Source organism: Trichormus sp. NMC-1, from assembly GCF_001858025.1.
Classification (GTDB): Bacteria; Cyanobacteriota; Cyanobacteriia; order Cyanobacteriales; family Nostocaceae; genus Anabaena.
Genome location: NZ_LZQD01000004.1, coordinates 193,641 through 209,874 on the forward strand (window position 1 = coordinate 193,641; position 16,234 = coordinate 209,874).

Annotated in this window: 14 protein-coding genes; 9 read left to right on the forward strand and 5 right to left on the reverse strand. The window is 39.6% G+C overall.

Going from position 1 to position 16,234, the window contains the following annotated elements; genetic code table 11:
- The first annotated feature begins 59 nt into the window (after window positions 1-59).
- The 7 genes from A9Y75_RS14645 to A9Y75_RS14675 all read left to right on the forward strand — a co-directional run bounded on the left by A9Y75_RS14645 (window position 60) and on the right by A9Y75_RS14675 (window position 7,947).
- Window positions 60-1,145: an amidohydrolase family protein gene (locus A9Y75_RS14645; protein WP_071190292.1), complete on the forward strand. Its 1,086-nt coding sequence runs from the start codon at window positions 60-62 to the stop codon at window positions 1,143-1,145.
- A 247-nt stretch (window positions 1,146-1,392) separates the two neighbouring features.
- Window positions 1,393-1,905: a L,D-transpeptidase gene (locus A9Y75_RS14650; RefSeq protein ID WP_071190293.1), complete on the forward strand. Its 513-nt coding sequence runs from the start codon at window positions 1,393-1,395 to the stop codon at window positions 1,903-1,905.
- Window positions 1,906-2,168: 263 nt separating this feature from the next.
- Window positions 2,169-2,702, forward strand: a complete 534-nt coding sequence (locus A9Y75_RS14655; protein ID WP_071190294.1) for a L,D-transpeptidase — start codon at window positions 2,169-2,171, stop codon at window positions 2,700-2,702.
- Window positions 2,703-3,653: 951 nt separating this feature from the next.
- A complete protein-coding gene (locus A9Y75_RS14660; RefSeq protein ID WP_071190295.1) occupies window positions 3,654-4,169 on the forward strand; it encodes a spore coat U domain-containing protein in 516 nt (171 codons plus the stop codon).
- 211 nt (window positions 4,170-4,380) lie between these two features.
- The gene (locus A9Y75_RS14665) at window positions 4,381-5,118 is read left to right on the forward strand and encodes a fimbria/pilus periplasmic chaperone (RefSeq protein ID WP_177176196.1); all 738 of its coding nucleotides are present in this window, start codon (window positions 4,381-4,383) and stop codon (window positions 5,116-5,118) included.
- Between the two features lie 38 nt (window positions 5,119-5,156).
- Window positions 5,157-7,481 (forward strand): fimbria/pilus outer membrane usher protein, encoded by a 2,325-nt coding sequence (locus A9Y75_RS14670; RefSeq protein ID WP_071190296.1) that lies wholly within the window; start codon window positions 5,157-5,159, stop codon window positions 7,479-7,481.
- Window positions 7,482-7,494: 13 nt separating this feature from the next.
- Window positions 7,495-7,947, forward strand: coding sequence for a spore coat U domain-containing protein (locus A9Y75_RS14675; RefSeq protein ID WP_071190297.1), 453 nt, complete (start codon window positions 7,495-7,497; stop codon window positions 7,945-7,947).
- A gap of 182 nt (window positions 7,948-8,129) precedes the next feature.
- Here A9Y75_RS14675 and A9Y75_RS14680 read toward each other — a convergent pair whose 3' ends face one another.
- Both A9Y75_RS14680 and A9Y75_RS27650 read right to left on the reverse strand, forming a co-directional pair.
- Window positions 8,130-9,728 carry an Hsp70 family protein gene (locus A9Y75_RS14680; RefSeq protein WP_071190298.1) on the reverse strand — a complete coding sequence of 533 codons (1,599 nt, stop codon included), beginning with the start codon at window positions 9,726-9,728 and terminating at the stop codon, window positions 8,130-8,132.
- A 3-nt stretch (window positions 9,729-9,731) separates the two neighbouring features.
- Window positions 9,732-9,875: a hypothetical protein gene (locus A9Y75_RS27650; protein ID WP_177176197.1), complete on the reverse strand. Its 144-nt coding sequence runs from the start codon at window positions 9,873-9,875 to the stop codon at window positions 9,732-9,734.
- A gap of 274 nt (window positions 9,876-10,149) precedes the next feature.
- On the opposite strand from A9Y75_RS27650, the gene A9Y75_RS14685 reads away from it, so the two are divergent.
- Window positions 10,150-11,565, forward strand: coding sequence for a hypothetical protein (locus tag A9Y75_RS14685; RefSeq protein ID WP_071190299.1), 1,416 nt, complete (start codon window positions 10,150-10,152; stop codon window positions 11,563-11,565).
- 18 nt (window positions 11,566-11,583) lie between these two features.
- Complete coding sequence (locus tag A9Y75_RS14690; protein ID WP_071190300.1) at window positions 11,584-12,222, forward strand: hypothetical protein; 639 nt, start codon at window positions 11,584-11,586, stop codon at window positions 12,220-12,222.
- A 133-nt stretch (window positions 12,223-12,355) separates the two neighbouring features.
- Here the strand turns inward: A9Y75_RS14690 and A9Y75_RS14695 are convergent, their stop codons facing one another.
- The 3 genes from A9Y75_RS14695 to A9Y75_RS14705 all read right to left on the reverse strand — a co-directional run bounded on the left by A9Y75_RS14695 (window position 12,356) and on the right by A9Y75_RS14705 (window position 15,947).
- Window positions 12,356-12,994 (reverse strand): histidine phosphatase family protein, encoded by a 639-nt coding sequence (locus tag A9Y75_RS14695; protein ID WP_071190301.1) that lies wholly within the window; start codon window positions 12,992-12,994, stop codon window positions 12,356-12,358.
- Window positions 12,995-13,200: 206 nt separating this feature from the next.
- Entirely contained in the window at window positions 13,201-15,042 is a 1,842-nt protein-coding gene (ftsH3, locus tag A9Y75_RS14700) for an ATP-dependent zinc metalloprotease FtsH3 (protein WP_071190302.1), read from the reverse strand.
- Window positions 15,043-15,155: 113 nt separating this feature from the next.
- Window positions 15,156-15,947: an aminotransferase class IV gene (locus tag A9Y75_RS14705; RefSeq protein ID WP_071190303.1), complete on the reverse strand. Its 792-nt coding sequence runs from the start codon at window positions 15,945-15,947 to the stop codon at window positions 15,156-15,158.
- Window positions 15,948-16,234 lie beyond the last annotated feature (287 nt).

A 16,234-nucleotide genomic window follows, 5' to 3' on the forward strand; every position in this document is an offset into this window, starting at 1 on the left:
AGGCTAGACAATAGTAAAATAAGCTACTGAATAGCTGAAAAAAATCTTCAGGTTTAACTATGCTGCACGGATATAAAATTATTGATGCTGATTCCCATGTGATTGAGCCTCCGCAGATATGGGCTAAGTATCTAGCTCCTGAATTTAAGTACTTTGCACCCTCAGCAGACATGAAAATTCAAGGGGAAGACATTGCGAACAAGATATCTCCACAAATGCGAGACGCTGGCAATCAACAGATGAGGGAGGCTCACCCCCAGGCATATTTTCATCGCTACAATCCAGAATCTCACCTCCAAGCAATGGTGCAGATGGGGGTTGATATAGCCTTTATTTATCCAACTTACGGACAGTGGCTTTTTGCTATAGATAGTATGCCAGCAGAAGTCATGGGAGCTTTCACCCATGCCTACAACACATGGTTATACGAAGAATTTTGTAGCTATGCTCCAGACAGATTGAAAGGAGTGGGAGCAATTAATCTTCATGCACCAGAGCAAATGGTGTCAGAATTACATCGCATAGCCGATTTTGGCTGGAAATCAGTATTTTTACGCCCTAACCCCGTTAAAGGGAGACTCTTAAGTGATCCTGCCTATGAGCAATTTTGGACAAACTGCGAGGAGTTAGACATAGCAGTAGGAATTCATGAAGGCACTCATAGTCGCTTACCAACTACAGGCGCAGATAGATTTAATACTCGTTTTGCCCTACACGCTTGTTCCCATCCGATGGAACAGATGATGGCATTGTTAGCCTTAATTGAAGGAGGGGTGCTAGAGCGTCATCCTCAGCTAAGGGTAGGTTTTCTAGAGTCTGGTTGTGGCTGGCTTCCTTATTGGCTCTGGCGCATGGATGAAGAATATAAAAATTTACATTGGGAGGTTAGAAACCATGTAAGAATACCGCCATCGGAGTATTTTCGTCGTCAGTGTTTTGCTTCCGTTGACCCTTCCGAACCTTATTTCTCGCAAATTATCGAGTATATCGGTTCTGATAACTTAATCTTCGGCTCTGATTATCCTCAGATAAATCACAAACCGAACATCATGCAAACGCTTGTAGACCTTGAAGCACAGTTATCTCAAGAAACGTTGCAAAAGATTGTTTGGGATAATCCCAGACGTTTTTACGGTTTGGCTTAGAATCCTGAAAAAGCCCAGCCCTGGAAGATACAGCACTTTCCGTTTTTATGAGGTACAGTACCAGAAATTAACAAACCAATGCTTAAATATGGAGGATTAATTAAGTGTACCGCATTACATCGGGAAGTGCTGTAATAGTGGTTGTAGCAATTCCCATACCGACTATCCTTGTTAGCAGCGGTACAATAACACTACACTTAGTTTAATCAGCTTTAAGTAAGTTGTTTAAAGTAGGAGTGTGTTTATCATGACAAATCTTATTTATTCTCACTGGATGCGTCCTTTAAAAATGTTACTGGCAGGTGCAGTAGTTTCTGCTAGTATTTTGAGTCCTGTATCGAGTCAAGTTTGGGCAAATTCCGACAATAATAAAATTGCTACAGCTATTCAAACACTCAAACAATCGGATCAACGCTGGATTCAAATTAACCTGTCAAAGCAAAATTTAATTGCTTGGGAAGGTAGTAATCCTGTTTATGCAATCACCATTTCTTCCGGTAAGAAATCTACACCCACTCGCGTTGGAACTTTTCAGATTCAAACTAAGTTGAAAAAAACTCGGATGCGCGGTAGAGATTATGATGTTCCCAATGTTCCCCATACTATGTATTATCAAGGTGGTTATGCCATTCATGGAGCCTACTGGCATAAAAGATTTGGTACTCCTGTCAGTCATGGCTGTGTAAATCTTGCACCTAATCATGCTAAATGGGTATTTGATTGGGCTGATATAGGCACACCAGTAGTAATTCAGAAATAGGTAATTGGTAATAGGTAATTGGTAATAATCTCTTCCCTGTTACCTTCCCCCAGTCCCCAAATCACAAGAAACCAAAACAATTAAACACAATTAAACAGTTCGCTGTTCTCTAGGACAAGTAAGATAGAGAGAGGGTATTGAAAATCTCTGTCGTCTAGAATTTGGCGTAAATCCTGATGAATCCTGAGCGAACTGATAATTGCAAATCTTCAATCTAGAAAAGTTCGCCTGTACTAATTAGATAATTAAAAGGTAATTGGATTATGCCAAGCTGGATTCGCAGTGCTTTAATGCGTTCCTCTGGAACTTTTTGTACAAGTATAGTGTTGATGCTGTTGACTTTGCTCACTTGGTCATCACCAACTAATAACCCCAAAACTACTACAGCTAATGCTTATACAGTAAATAAAAGCATGACTGTATCTAAAAATCAGCAAATCTCTCTATCTCGCTGGATTGAAATTGATTTATCTGAGCAGAGATTACGGGCTTTTGAAGGTAAAAGAGTGGTGTATTCCTACCGAATTTCTACGGGAAAGAAACGAACTCCTACACCCGTTGGTAGATTTGCGATTAATTCCAAGTATCGCACTCACCGGATGCGTGGTAGCGGTTACGACATTCCTGATGTTCCTTACGCCATGTATTTTCATGGAGGTTATGCCATTCATGGTGCTTACTGGCATAATCGTTTTGGTACTCCAGTTAGTCATGGTTGCGTTAATTTGCCAGTTAGTCAAGCACGTAAGTTATACAATTGGGCTGGAACAGGAACAGTTGTAGTTGTGCGTCGGTAGATGATTTAATTTCCGTCACTTAGAAGAGGAGCAGCTTTTGATGCTTTGTTATAGTTCAATCACATACCATTTATTTGTGAGGCTGCGCCCAATTTTTTGACCCTTTGTTTTCTGTCTCCGTGTCGCCCCAGTTGCTGCCTCTTTCAGAGGAGCTATACGCTAACAAGTCGGGAAATTCCCCCAACGCACTGGCTTCTCTGTGTTTGGAGTGGTATGGCTATAGCTTGCGTGACGACGTAGGAGTCATACGCCTCCCGTCAGGGATAGGTTTATCTTTAAATCTCCAATATATTTAATTTGGTGCATCTTCATACAAAATTGTTATTAGATTTTGTGTTCATGAGTGGTATCTCCTGTTTTTTTTATGCTTTTTTACGCATCACAAGTAGATAGATGATATTACCTAAGTATTGCAGCAGAAGCTGAAAATGAGAACCTATCACACTAATAAAATCCTGTTAATCCAAAAGCAGCCTGCATTCTAAGTCACTTAATCCTTCAAATCGTTCAGCCATATTGTGATAGGCTCTTCTGATTTGAAAAGCAGATTATCAGATTTTTGCTATTGGTGGCATAGGTTTTAACGAGAATTTGCATGAATATACTGCTGTTTTAGGTCTGTGTACCTACATATATTCAAGGATGGCAGATTTGAAAAATTTCAGCTTTTTCACGCTTTCCCCAACCAAAATAACTTTGTATCTTTAGATCATGAAAGCAACGAAGAGGACACATAAAAACTCCTACTTAATATTGCGTCAGACAAATTACTCTCAAGCTCCGAAATACTCCAATCGGGAAGAACTGGGTTTTTCTTTTCCTGATATCAACCTCTGAAAAGTTGCAATTGAGTAACGTCAATTTCACGCGACCATATTAAAAAGTTGGTGAGTTTTACAACTCTAGTCTTGCTATCAAAACTAAAATTTTATTTTTTGGGAGAAGTTTACTATGTTACGTCGTTTTTCCTTAGCTTCTGCATTACTTGTTGCTGGTTCTATTGTTGCTTCCGTTGCTCCCGCAATTGCTGCTACTGCAAGTGCTGACCTTGATGTTTCAGGCACAGTTGTTGCTAACTGCACCATCTCTACAACTGCTATCGCCTTCGCAGGTTATGACCCAGTAACTGCTAATAAGACCAGTCCTTTGGATGTAACCGGAGCTGTAAAAACAACTTGTACTAAAGATGCTCCAGTTTCTATCACTTTAAATGATGGTCTAAATTATGATAGTGGTACTCGTCGCTTGAAAACTACAGTTGCAGGTAGCGACGCATTTTTGTCATACTCACTTTACCAAGATAGTGGTTATAGTACTGCTTGGGGTAGCACTACATCAACAGATTTAGACCTGACTGGAACAGGTTTAGAAGTTAATAGTACTGTTTATGGTAGATCTCCAGGTGGTCAAAACGCTTCCGTTGCTAATAATTACAGTGATACAGTAATAGCAACTGTTAATTTCTAACCATAAATGTTTCTAGTGCTGTTAGGATGATAGATGCAGAAAACTTTTCCTAATTTTAGCACTACCAAGCCTTACTTATGATGGTCAATTGTTTATGTTGGGCGGGTAATTCCGCCCGCATTTTCAATTAATCAACTAATTAGCAAAATTCGCTTTCTGCCAAAATAAAATTATGTTTTATTTCCACCAAAAAATAACTAGGTTCGTATTTTTGAGTTTACTAACTGGTCTAGGGCTAACTCAAGTGCAAAAAGCTTGGGGGAGTAACTTCCAAGTGAATCCTGTAAGAGTTTCTTTATCAGGAAAGGTTTCTAATCAAGTTCTGACTGTGCGTAATGATAGCAATGAAACTTTACGCTTTCAGCTAAAAACCTATACTTGGAGTCAAGACGCTAAAGGTGAAATGCAACTTACTGCTACAGAAGACATAGTTGCGTTTCCTGGGTTATTTTCCTTAAATCCTGGGGAAAAACGCAGCGTGCGTGTGGGAACTTTAGTTCCTGTAGGTGCAGTGGAAAAAACTTACCGTATTTTTGTTGAAGAACTGACACCACCAACAACACCTAAGAATAAAAATGAAATTCGCATTCTCACAAAATTAGGTATTCCGGTTTTTCTGCAACCTAGTCAACCAGTTGTAGATAGCAAGATTGAGAATGTAAATATCAACAATAGTCATCTATATTTTAACCTTAAAAATACTGGTAATACTCACTTTGTTGCTCAGAAAGTAAGAGTTCAAGGTTTAGATGGGACTGGTAAGAGTGTATTTGATCGCCAACGGGATGGTTGGTATATACTAGCTGGTGTATCTCAACCTTATGATCTGAAAATTCCTGCACAGGAATGTAGCAAAACTCAAACTTTAGTGCTGGAAGTAAAAACAAATAATAAATTCTTTGCAGAAAGACGTGAAATGCCTAAAAATGCTTGCACTGCATCAAAATAAACATCCAATTAACTAATTTGTAAAGTGAGTTAAATCTCATGGAGGTTAGACATTTATTAAATTTTCTCTGTATATTTTTTTTTAGTGCTACTCTTATATTTAGCCCCGCACTAGCAGTACAAGACCAAAAGGCAATATTAGAACTAACTGTTAACCAGATTGCCCAAGGAGAAGTTTTTGTTATCCTACGGGAAAAAGACATTCTAATTCGCCGTTTGGATCTAGAAAAAGTAGGCTTGAAAGGCTTTTCTGGAGTCCAGGAAACTATTAACAATGAACTTTATGTCTCTCTGGCTTCACTAACTTCTGGTGTTAACTATGATTTTGATGAGAAAGCGTTAACTCTGCGAATAACAGCCCAACCTGATTTACTAGGTACTACTTCTTTTAACTTAGGAAATAAGCCACCAACAAATATTGTTTATAGTAAAGACACTAGTGCTTTTCTCAATTATGCTTTCAATGTCCCTCTAGATGGGGAAAAGTTAAATAACTATACATTTTTTGGTGAATCTGGCTTAAGTGTGAATGGCAACTTACTCTACAGTAGCTTTTCACGGAAGACAGACGGTGATGTTGTGCGGGGCTTGACGAATTTTACTTTAGATCATCCCAATAACTTGAGTCGCTGGGTATTTGGAGATTCCTTTGCTAATACTGGTAATTTGGGAGGTTCACTCTTTCTCGGCGGCGTGAGTATATCTAGAGAATTTGGACTTAATCCCTATTTTATTCGGCAACCAACTTTTGGTTTATCTGGCGCGGTTATCACCCCTTCTACAGTCGAAGTTTTAGTTAATGGACAACGAGTAAGTCGGCAAGATTTACCTCCTGGTAAGTTTGAATTGAATAATTTAGTTTTGCCAGTTGGTAACGGGGCAACAAGGGTTGTAATTCGGGATGCTTTTGGTAAAGAACAAGTTATCAACTCACCATTTTATTTTTCGTCAGGGCTTCTCAAACCTGGGCTATCTGACTATAGTTTTAATTTTGGTTTTCGCAGAGATAATTTAGATTCTGATAGCTTTGATTACGGTTCTGCTGCTTTCTTGGGTCGATATACTCAAGGTATAACCGATTCCTTGACACTAGGCGGACGTTTGGAAGCATCTTCTAACTTAATTAGTGGTGGTTCTAGTCTCACAACTGCGCTTCCTTTTGGTGCTTTAGAACTATCTTTAGCTGCTAGTAACGAATCAGGAAATACAGGTACAGCAGCATCATTAACCTATAGTTATTCCGGTCGCAGAATCGGATTTGGTGGTGCTGTACGTCTATTCAGTGACCACTATGCTAACTTGAGTTTGAAAGCATCAAACGACAGGCCAAATTTAGAATACAACGCTTTTGTTTCTTCTACTCTCAGCCGTGATTTAAGTCTTGGTTTACAATACACTGCTGCTGATTATCGTGATAAAGGACATAGCGATCGCGTCTCTCTCTACAGTACAGTTAGATTGAGTAATCGGGCAAATTTATCTCTCAATGTTAGCCGTAGTTCTCAAGATTTACAGTCAACCAACGACGAAATATTTATTGGATTTAACTATAATCTGGGTAACACTAATGCCAGTTTAACTGAACAAATTAATAATCAAGGGCAACCTGTAACCACTGTATCTGTGCAAAAATCTCCTCCTATTGGGGAAGGTTTCGGCTACCGTCTTCAGTTAACTCCTAGTGAATCACAAATTCCAGGTAATGCCCGCCTCACTTATCGCGCTCCTGTTGGCATATATGAATTAAATTATGACCGCAACAATCAGGGAGAAAATGCTTTCAACTTGAATGCTACTGGTAGTATTGTCGCTATTGGAGACAGTATTTTCTTTGCCCGTCCTGTGACACAAAGCTTTGCTCTACTGCAAGTCCCTGGAGTTAGAGGAGTGCGTGGATATGTTAGTAATCAGGAAATGGGGCGGACTGATAAAAATGGGAATTTGTTAATACCAGACTTACTCCCTTACTATGGCAATAATGTCAAAATGCAAGATGAAGATATTCCTCTGAATTACAAAATTGGTGATAACAATCAAGTAATTGCTCCTCCCTTACGAGGTGGGGCAATTGTTCGTTTTCCGGTAGAACGTATTCAGAGTATAATCGGCACTATTTCTATAGAAGTAGCGGGGAAAAATGAACTTCCGGTTTACGGTCAATTAACTGTTAATGTGAATGGTAAAACATTAATCTCACCTCTTGGCAGTGAGGGCAATTTTTATTTAGAAAATATTTCTACTGGCAGCTATAAAGCCGTTGTGGAATATGAAAAAGGTATTTGTAATTTTGATTTAAATATTCCCCAGTCTGACCAACAAGTTGTTAATTTGGGCAGATTAAAATGTATATCTACTGAAAAATAAGAGGCAAGCCATGATGAATATGCAAAAATTATTATTAACATTAAAAATAACTTTAATTAGCACAATATTTAGTAATCCTGCTTTATGCCAATGTTCTATTAATGTTTCTAGCGTTAACTTTGGTGCTTATGATGTTTTTAATAATATATCTACAACTTCTACAGGTAGCATAAATTATGATTGCTCGTCAGCAAGTCCTGTGCCAACTTCAATTACCATTGACTTGAGCAAAGGTAATTCTTCTTCTTATAATCCACGCCAATTAAAAAGTATAGATGATTCACTTAATTATAATCTGTATCTAGATGCAGCAGGACAATTTATTTGGGGAGACGGTACAAATAGTCAAAACTACATCAATTCTGCTCTCACTGGTACTGTAACAATTTATGGCATTATTCCAGCTAGACAAAATGCGAAAGTAGGAACTTATACAGATTCAATTACAACTACAATTAATTTTTAGCAAGTATTTTTTGTAAGAGAAAGGCTGAAATTTCCGGAATCAAAGCCTAAATCCCAAAAAAATTTTCGGGTTTAATCTCTTTTAAGCCAGGTATGTATGCTCTAAACATCATGCCCGGCTAATTACTGGTAATCACTCTTTTCCTATTATTTATTGCCCATTTCCTACTTCAATCTTAATGCTTAACTCAATTTGGCTACTAGTTGATTTTCTAGCAGGGTATCATTCGTCAATAAATCTTCAACAGTAATTCTTAAAAAACGTTGTTCGTCTACTTGAAACTGGATTTTAATGCGATCGCTCCCTGGAAAGCCTGGGGGTGTGAGTTGGGCTATATTTCTCGCCCCTTCTTTATCGTTGAGGGGTTTAACTGTGGTTGTCAGACACTTAATATTGCGAGTAATTAAGCGATCACCATCAAAATAAACTTCTGTACTGCCGGTGTCTGCTCCCAATTCCCCCACAATTAACTCTATACTGGGTTGATTTTCCACGGAAGCGCCCAAAACTAATTCTACTGGTTGGGTCATCGGATAAGCTTGTCCTGCTTTGACAATTGGTTGCCAGCTGTGACGCTGGTTGCGACGATCCCAGTAACGTACACCATAACTGTGATAGAGATAGTCTTTGATTTCCATTCCTTGGGTGATTTGCAGCGCACCTTGAGCGATCGCTTCAAAGGGACGTTCAAACCGGATTTTTTCTGGCTCAAAATATTGGTTCACCCATGTTTGCACTGCGTGTAATTGCACAGAACCCCCAACTAACAACACTGCATTAATATGATCAAGTTCTATTCCTTGTCGTCTGGCTTGCTGCAACAGCGTCATCATTGCCTCATGTAATCTGTCAAAAAATCCGTTTTCTTTGAGGAGTTCTTCTAGTCCCTTGCGGTTAAGTTCCATTTCATAGCTTTCAAAAGTCTCATTATCAAAAAAGAATTCACTAGCTCTTTCTTGGGTAGATAGCTGAATCTTTAACCGTTCTGCCAGTCGAGTTGTTAGGGAATTAATCGGCAATCTTTGGGTTTTGGCAAAGTAATCAACTATCCAATTATCAATATCAGTTCCACCTAAATTTTGTCCAGCTTTTGCTAAGACACGGGCAGTTTTTACCTTTTGCTGAGAATCTTCAGCCAGAGATTTATTACCCCATTTGAGGAGAAATCCTACTGGTTTAATATTAGCTTGGGGATTTTTATCTAAACACACTAAAGATAAATCTAAAGTACCACCACCAAAATCAATTACTAACAAATTTTCTTGTTCTGCCAAACCATAACCTAAAGCTGCGGCTGTGGGTTCATCTAACATTCTCACTTGTTCAACAGGCAGTGCTTGACAAACCTTGCCTAACCAGTAACGATAAGCTTCAAAGCTATCTACAGGAACTGTTAAAACTAAAGAATCTAAACCACCTTCTGTGGGAGCTAATTCTGAAATTACCTTAGTTAAAAACCATGTTCCTACTTGTTCAAAAGTGATATTTTGTCCATCTAATTCGGGTAAGAAGCCTTGGATATTTGCCCCAATTCCCCGTTTGAAGCTGCGGAAAAATCTACTATCACTTTTGATATCTAAACCGCGATCGCGCACTTGTTGCCCAACTAAAATTTTAGCAGAAGTAGCATCTTCTACATAGACTAAGCTGGGAATCAGTGGGGGATTGAGATTTTGCTGAATTGATAAACCGGGTAAATTTATGGTTTCTGGCTGCTGGGTGACGGGATTCCAGCGGGCAATGACAGTGTTACTAGTTCCAAAATCGATAGCGATCGCCATATTTTATTTATTATTTCTTACCACCATGAACATACCTAAGTTCCGAAAGCGCACTTGCTGATCAGAAGTAATGCAAACCAGACCTAAATAAGGCACAGTGTTGGGTTGCTGCTGTGTAGGGACTTCTTGTAAATGGATATTGGTCATTAAATTTAACAATCTCTTCCTAGTATTTTTGCAGAAACTTTTGTGAGATTACATCTGTCAAGATGCTTACAGCTTACAGCTAAATCGGCGGTTAGAAACCGCATCTACACAGGCAAAACCCACCTGCGTGGGTTTAAAACCCTTGGTTTTTAATTAGTACGCGCAGGCGGACTTCCCTCCGGGAAGCCACTTCGTGTCCTGTTTGTATAGTAGCGACTTCCAGTCGTCAGGGCTGAAGTTGATGTAAATTCTCTAAAAATCCCAATATCTGCCCATGTCTACTTCTGCTCAAGGCATTCCCGGATTGCCAGATTTAACACATCCCCATGAGTTAGTACAATTTGGCACTCAATTACTCCAAGGTTCACTGCTGTTTGTATTTTTGATTGTAGCTTTAGGAGTAGCGATCGCACTAATAAGTTTTTCCCTCAGACGAAATACCAGCGAACAAGCGGTTTTCTTTGGGGAATGGGCGATTCGCTATTCTCAATTATTGCGGGGACTACAGCATTTAGCCCTAATTTTAGTTCTCTTAGTCACGGGATTTTTCCTCACTTCAACTTTAAGCAACCGTTACCACCACTGGGAACAAGCCAAAGTCTCACAAGTTGCCGAAACTGTTGTAGGTGATAAATTAGAACAAACCGCACCTCAAATCCGTTACATTGCTGAAGAACCATACACCTATACCACCCAAGTTGACGGCAAAATAGTCAAAGTCAATGATAAACAAAAAGTCACTCGTTATCTAACATTATCTAGCTCACAAATTCAAGTTAAAATTGACCAAAGTGTCAACGTTCAAAATCGTAGTTCTATTTATCTCACCGACTATACTGCTGATTACAAAGTTGTTAACCAACTGAGTGATATCAATAGTTTTTTCTTCGAAGCACCACCACCTTACGGTTCCTCACTTTTAACTAATTACAAAGTAGAACGGAACGGAACAAGATTAAAACAAACTAATCCCGGTGATTATGGTTTTCCCTTTCGTTTAGAACCAGGAAAAGAAACAACATTTAGAGTTAGTTATCAGGCACGAGGTGGCCCACGTTGGGTTTATAATGCAGCCAATCAAATACTTTCTAAATTCCGGCTCACAGCAACAGCCAATTTTAGTAATGCCGACTTTGCAAGTGGTATTGAACCTACTAATCAGAAAAAAATCGATGGTGACGGCACTCAATTTACTTGGATTTTTGATGATAATGTTTCTGTAAAAAATCCATTTGGTGTCTTTAGCAGTACCAAAGTGATTAAAAATACTGGCATTATTCCTAGATTATTAGTATTAGCGCCGACATTATTTTTGTGGTGGATATTACTACTGTACTTATCTCTACCAATGAGTTTAAAAAATGTTGCTATAGCCGGAGGTATTTTCTTTGCGTGTTTACTAACTTTAACTTACATGGCGCGGTTAATCAATGCCGAATTAGCTTGGATCATGATTTCATTTATATTACTAATTTTGACCTATGGTTTAGGTTCAAATCGTCATGCTTCCTTAGCTGCTATTATCTGTACTATTGCTGGAGCAATTTTACCTGTATTTGGATTATTGATACCCTGGAGTGGTTTAACTCTGAGCCTTGCCGGTTTACTTTCAGTTGCATGGTTAGCAGTACGTCATTGGTATGGTTGGGATAATAACCGACATCTTCCAATTTATAATTCAGAAATCTAATTCTTTTATATAAAATCTATGTCAAATTCAACTGTGAGATGGAAATTTTGGTGGCGGTGGGTATTAGCTACCACCATTGGCTTTTTTATTGGCTTTTTTTTAGGCTTGTTTTCAAGCTTACTCGCAATAAACTCTTCTTTATCTGGAATTTCAGGTTTTTGGGGTGGTGCATTGGGTGGTTTGTGTGTGGGTATTGCCCAAAAGTTAGTTTTACGCAAGAAAGTTTCTGCTAAATGGATATTAGCTACAACGTTCGGTTTCAGCATGGGTTGTGGGATAGGAGGGTTAATACTTGTGATTACTTCTAATGCCATTATGAGTCCAATTTTGGGCATAGCCAGTGGCATTATTTCTCTTAGTTTTGCCCAAGCGCTAGTTATGAAATGGCCGAGAGAAAAGACTCTTAACTGGCTTATTGCCACTACTATAGGTGTCATAGTAGGCGCTGGTATAGGTGCATTGGCCTGTATTCTGGCGGCTGTTACTGCTGAGAAGATATTTATAGGCGGTTTAGAGACACTGATTCCAATTTTGCTTTCGGCTACTGTGGCAGGTAGTATGGTGAGTGGATTCATCTACGGTGGCATTACTGGTTTATTTCTGATTAAATTATTGCCAAATCCTCAGACTATGGGTGTAGATACTGAAAGTTTGTAAGTTTTAAACAGGGTAATTCCAGATAATTCAGAATTATCTAAAATATGGTGGGATGCGATCGCTTTCTACCTGCTGATAAAAACCCCCAATGTATGTGGGGGTTTGAGAAGTGCTGAATTTTATTGAGGTGCTATTATGTTCCTGGACGAGAGCGAATATGATCGGGTATATGATAGCGATCGCCTAATATTTCCAACAAAGGCCCATTAACATCAAACTTCAGCATACTTATCGAGGCAACTAAAATATTTACCCGATGACGATAGCATCCTAAATCAATCCCTAGTAAACTACAAAGCATAATCCGAATGGTGGCTTTATGGGAAACTACTAAAACATTACCTTCCGGGTGTGTGTCTATAATTTCAGTCATCACAGGCATAGAACGGTTAGCAATTTCTACCGCAGTTTCTCCACCTAGTGGTGCATTCCAAGCCGGTTCTGACAACCATTTTATATAGTTTTCTGTGTAATTCTCTTGAACAAAAGATTTACTCTTGGTTTCCCATTCACCGTAACTACCTTCTCTGAGTCCTTCCCGCACCTGCATATCCATACCAATAGCATCGCAAAATGGCTTGGCAGTCGCAATTGTACGCTTCATCGGACTAACATAAACAGCTTCCCAGTTCAATTTTTTATAAACATCGGCAAAACTCTCTGCCATCTGCATTCCTTCTTTTGTCAACTCCGCATCAGTTGCACCGCAAAAATTACCACTTTGACTAAAAGTAGTTTCTCCATGTCGCAGTAAATATAAATTGAGTGTCATAGCTTGTATTGCAATGGGGATAAAAGAGTTTGTGCAAAAATAAAATATCTCAATCTCACAATCGAGTATGTGATACCAGGACAAAATAATTAACCAACAAAGTCAATTAATCACAAAATTTTCTCTCTGCGTCTGAAGCGTGAGAAAAAAAACGGGGTACTTCCAGAAAACCCAGAAATACCCCAACCTTAAAAACTGATTAACTACTATGCAAAAGCAGCAGTTCTCACATCATTATTGCCGAGAATTTCTTGCAATTCATCAGCATCTACGGTTTCTTTCTCAATCAGCATTTGGGCGATTTCATCCAAAATGTGGCGGTTATTCACCAACACTTCTTTAGCGCGAATATAAGCTGTATCGACTAATTTCCGAACTTCTTCATCAATTGCGGCTGCGGTTTCTTCTGAGAAGTCACGTTCAGACATGATATCTCGACCGAGGAACATATTACCTTGTTGACGACCTAAAGCCACAGGACCCAAGCGATCGCTCATCCCAAACCGAGTTATCATCTGTTTAGCAACTCGTGCTACCTGTTGCAAATCATTAGAAGCACCTGTGGTAACTTCATCTTCACCAAAGATAATCTCTTCAGCTAAACGACCACCTAAAGCCACAGCCATCTGATTTTCCAGATAAGCACGGCTATATAAACCAGTGTCCATGCGGTCTTCGCTAGGAGTAAACCAAGTCAAACCACCAGCACGACCACGGGGAATAATGCTAATCTTTTGTACAGGGTCATAGTCAGGCATCAAAGCCCCAACTAAAGCGTGACCGGCTTCGTGATATGCAACCAAGGTTTTGCGCTTTTCGCTCATTACCCGGTCTTTCTTCTCTGGTCCTGCTAACACCCGATCAATAGCATCATTAATTTCATCCATCGCAATTTCAGTTAAGTTGCGACGTGCTGCTAAAATTGCGGCTTCGTTTAACAAGTTCGATAAATCTGCACCTGTAAAACCAGGAGTACGACGAGCGATTTTATCCAAGTCCACATCTTTAGATAAGGTTTTACCCCGTGCGTGAACTTTGAGGATTTCGCTGCGTCCACCGTAGTCGGGACGGTCTACGACAACTTGACGGTCAAAACGACCGGGACGCAATAAAGCAGCATCCAGAACGTCAGGACGGTTGGTAGCAGCAATGATGATGATACCTGTGTTACCTTCAAAACCATCCATTTCGGTCAGTAACTGGTTGAGGGTTTGTTCCCGTTCATCGTTACCACCACCTAAACCAGCACCCCGTTGACGACCTACTGCGTCAATTTCATCAATGAAGACGATACAGGGAGCGTTGGTTTTAGCTTGTTCAAATAAATCGCGGACGCGGGAAGCACCCACACCAACGAACATTTCCACAAATTCGGACCCAGAGATTGAGAAGAAAGGTACACCAGCTTCCCCAGCTACAGCACGAGCGAGGAGGGTTTTACCTGTACCCGGAGGTCCAACTAAGAGTACACCTTTAGGAATTTTGGCACCAATGGCGGTAAAGCGGTCGGCGTTTTTCAGAAAGTCTACAACTTCGTTTAATTCCAATTTGGCTTGGTCAATACCAGCAACGTCACCAAATGTAACTTGGGTTTGTGGCTCCATTTGCACTCTGGCTTTAGATTTACCAAAGTTCATCGCTTGGCTACCGGGGCCACTTTGAGCGCGACGTAACAAGAAAAATAAACCAACTAAAAGCAATACAGGGAAAAATAAACTGCTGAGTGCCTTAAACAAAAATCCTTCGTCGGTTTGGGGTAATACCGCAATATCAACACCTTTAGCTGTCAGAGTATTGATTAAGTCTGGGTCGTTAACTAAGGTGACTCGCTTTTTATTAGGGTCGTATTTAGGCGTAACCATTGCTGTAGAACGGTCTGAACTAAGACTGACCTTTTCTACTTTGCCGCTTTCAACTTCTTGAATAAACTGACTGTAGCGCCATGTTTCTACTTGAGGGGGTTGGTTGTCAAAGAACGCAGTCCCTAAAGCAATTACAACTATAAAAAGTAGCGCATACAGCCCAGCATTTCTCCATTTTTTATTCACCGAGGTCTTTCCTCCTGATTTTTTTGTGCTTGCGCGTAACTTCTTCTAAAGAAGAGAGGGCATTATTAGAATTATGTTAACTTATCTTAACGTATACCAAAATGGTGTTCGTGTCATGGTAAAAATAATTCTTTGAGTTTTGAGAAACAATTGTGGTAAGGATTATATTGTAGCGACCCTGTCGGCTGTTGCACGGTATGGATGGGAATAATCTCTACAACACTATTAGTGTAGGCGATCGCTGCCAATCTTTTGACTAGCTGAGGTGTCCAAGGTTCCTGCTGTACAATGATTTGACGGTTTTTTAGTTCTTTGAGCAAATGCGATCGCTCTATTCCTGGTAAAATTCCCGCTTCTAAAGGTGGTGTCCACCAACAGCCTTCTCCCCACCCCCAAAGATTGCCAGTGCTGGTTTCTAGCCAATTTCCTTGAGAATTTACTAAAATCGCTTCTTCGGCTGTTACGGTTTGAACAATATTTTTTGCTAACCAAGCGCTCAAGTAATTGCCAGTTTTATGATCAGGAAGAGAACGAGCTAATTCTGGTTCAGCAAGGGCGCATAAAATACCATGATTTTGCTTTTCTGTCAAGTTAATGGGTAATAATCTGCCCATGATCCATTCTCTCCCATCGGGAAAGATAGTGATTCTGAGAACTGGAAAATGTTTCAACAGGATTTCTGCGCCTTTACGAACAAAATTCCAGTCTGGTTCTGTCCACCCAAAAGCGTGTAAACTAAATTTCAAGCGATCGTAGTGTGCTTGCCAATTAGTTAAACTACTATCAAGGCAATCACCATAAACCCGCAGTGTCGTAAAAACCGTTGCCCCATAAAGCAAACCTGGATCATTAATATCCAATTCCAACTTTTGGGATTCAATTAATTTTCCACAATACCAATACATAAATAGGGAACGGGGAAGAGGGGCAGGGGAGACGGAGACGCGGGGAAAATTAAGAATTCCCTGTTTACGAATTACGAATTACGAATTACGAATTACGAATTACGAATTACGAATTACGAATTACGAATTACGAATTACGAATTACGAATTACGAATTACGAATTACGAATTACGAATTACGAATTACGAATTACGAATTACGAATTACGAATTACGAATTACGAATTACGAATTACGAATTACGAATTACGAATTACGAATTACGAATTACGAATTACGAATTACGA

Excerpts from the sequence above, each read along its gene's own strand:
- A9Y75_RS27650 (WP_177176197.1), bottom strand. The coding sequence starts at position 9,875 with ATGACCAATATCCATTTACAAGAAGTCCCTACACAGCAGCAACCCAAC.
- A9Y75_RS14670 (WP_071190296.1), top strand. The coding sequence starts at position 5,157 with ATGGAGGTTAGACATTTATTAAATTTTCTCTGTATATTTTTTTTTAGT.
- A9Y75_RS14690 (WP_071190300.1), top strand. The coding sequence starts at position 11,584 with ATGTCAAATTCAACTGTGAGATGGAAATTTTGGTGGCGGTGGGTATTA.
- A9Y75_RS14650 (WP_071190293.1), top strand. The coding sequence starts at position 1,393 with ATGACAAATCTTATTTATTCTCACTGGATGCGTCCTTTAAAAATGTTA.
- A9Y75_RS14680 (WP_071190298.1), bottom strand. The coding sequence starts at position 9,728 with ATGGCGATCGCTATCGATTTTGGAACTAGTAACACTGTCATTGCCCGC.
- A9Y75_RS14660 (WP_071190295.1), top strand. The coding sequence starts at position 3,654 with ATGTTACGTCGTTTTTCCTTAGCTTCTGCATTACTTGTTGCTGGTTCT.
- A9Y75_RS14655 (WP_071190294.1), top strand. The coding sequence starts at position 2,169 with ATGCCAAGCTGGATTCGCAGTGCTTTAATGCGTTCCTCTGGAACTTTT.
- A9Y75_RS14685 (WP_071190299.1), top strand. The coding sequence starts at position 10,150 with ATGTCTACTTCTGCTCAAGGCATTCCCGGATTGCCAGATTTAACACAT.
- A9Y75_RS14695 (WP_071190301.1), bottom strand. The coding sequence starts at position 12,994 with ATGACACTCAATTTATATTTACTGCGACATGGAGAAACTACTTTTAGT.
- A9Y75_RS14675 (WP_071190297.1), top strand. The coding sequence starts at position 7,495 with ATGAATATGCAAAAATTATTATTAACATTAAAAATAACTTTAATTAGC.
- A9Y75_RS14645 (WP_071190292.1), top strand. The coding sequence starts at position 60 with ATGCTGCACGGATATAAAATTATTGATGCTGATTCCCATGTGATTGAG.
- A9Y75_RS14705 (WP_071190303.1), bottom strand. The coding sequence starts at position 15,947 with ATGTATTGGTATTGTGGAAAATTAATTGAATCCCAAAAGTTGGAATTG.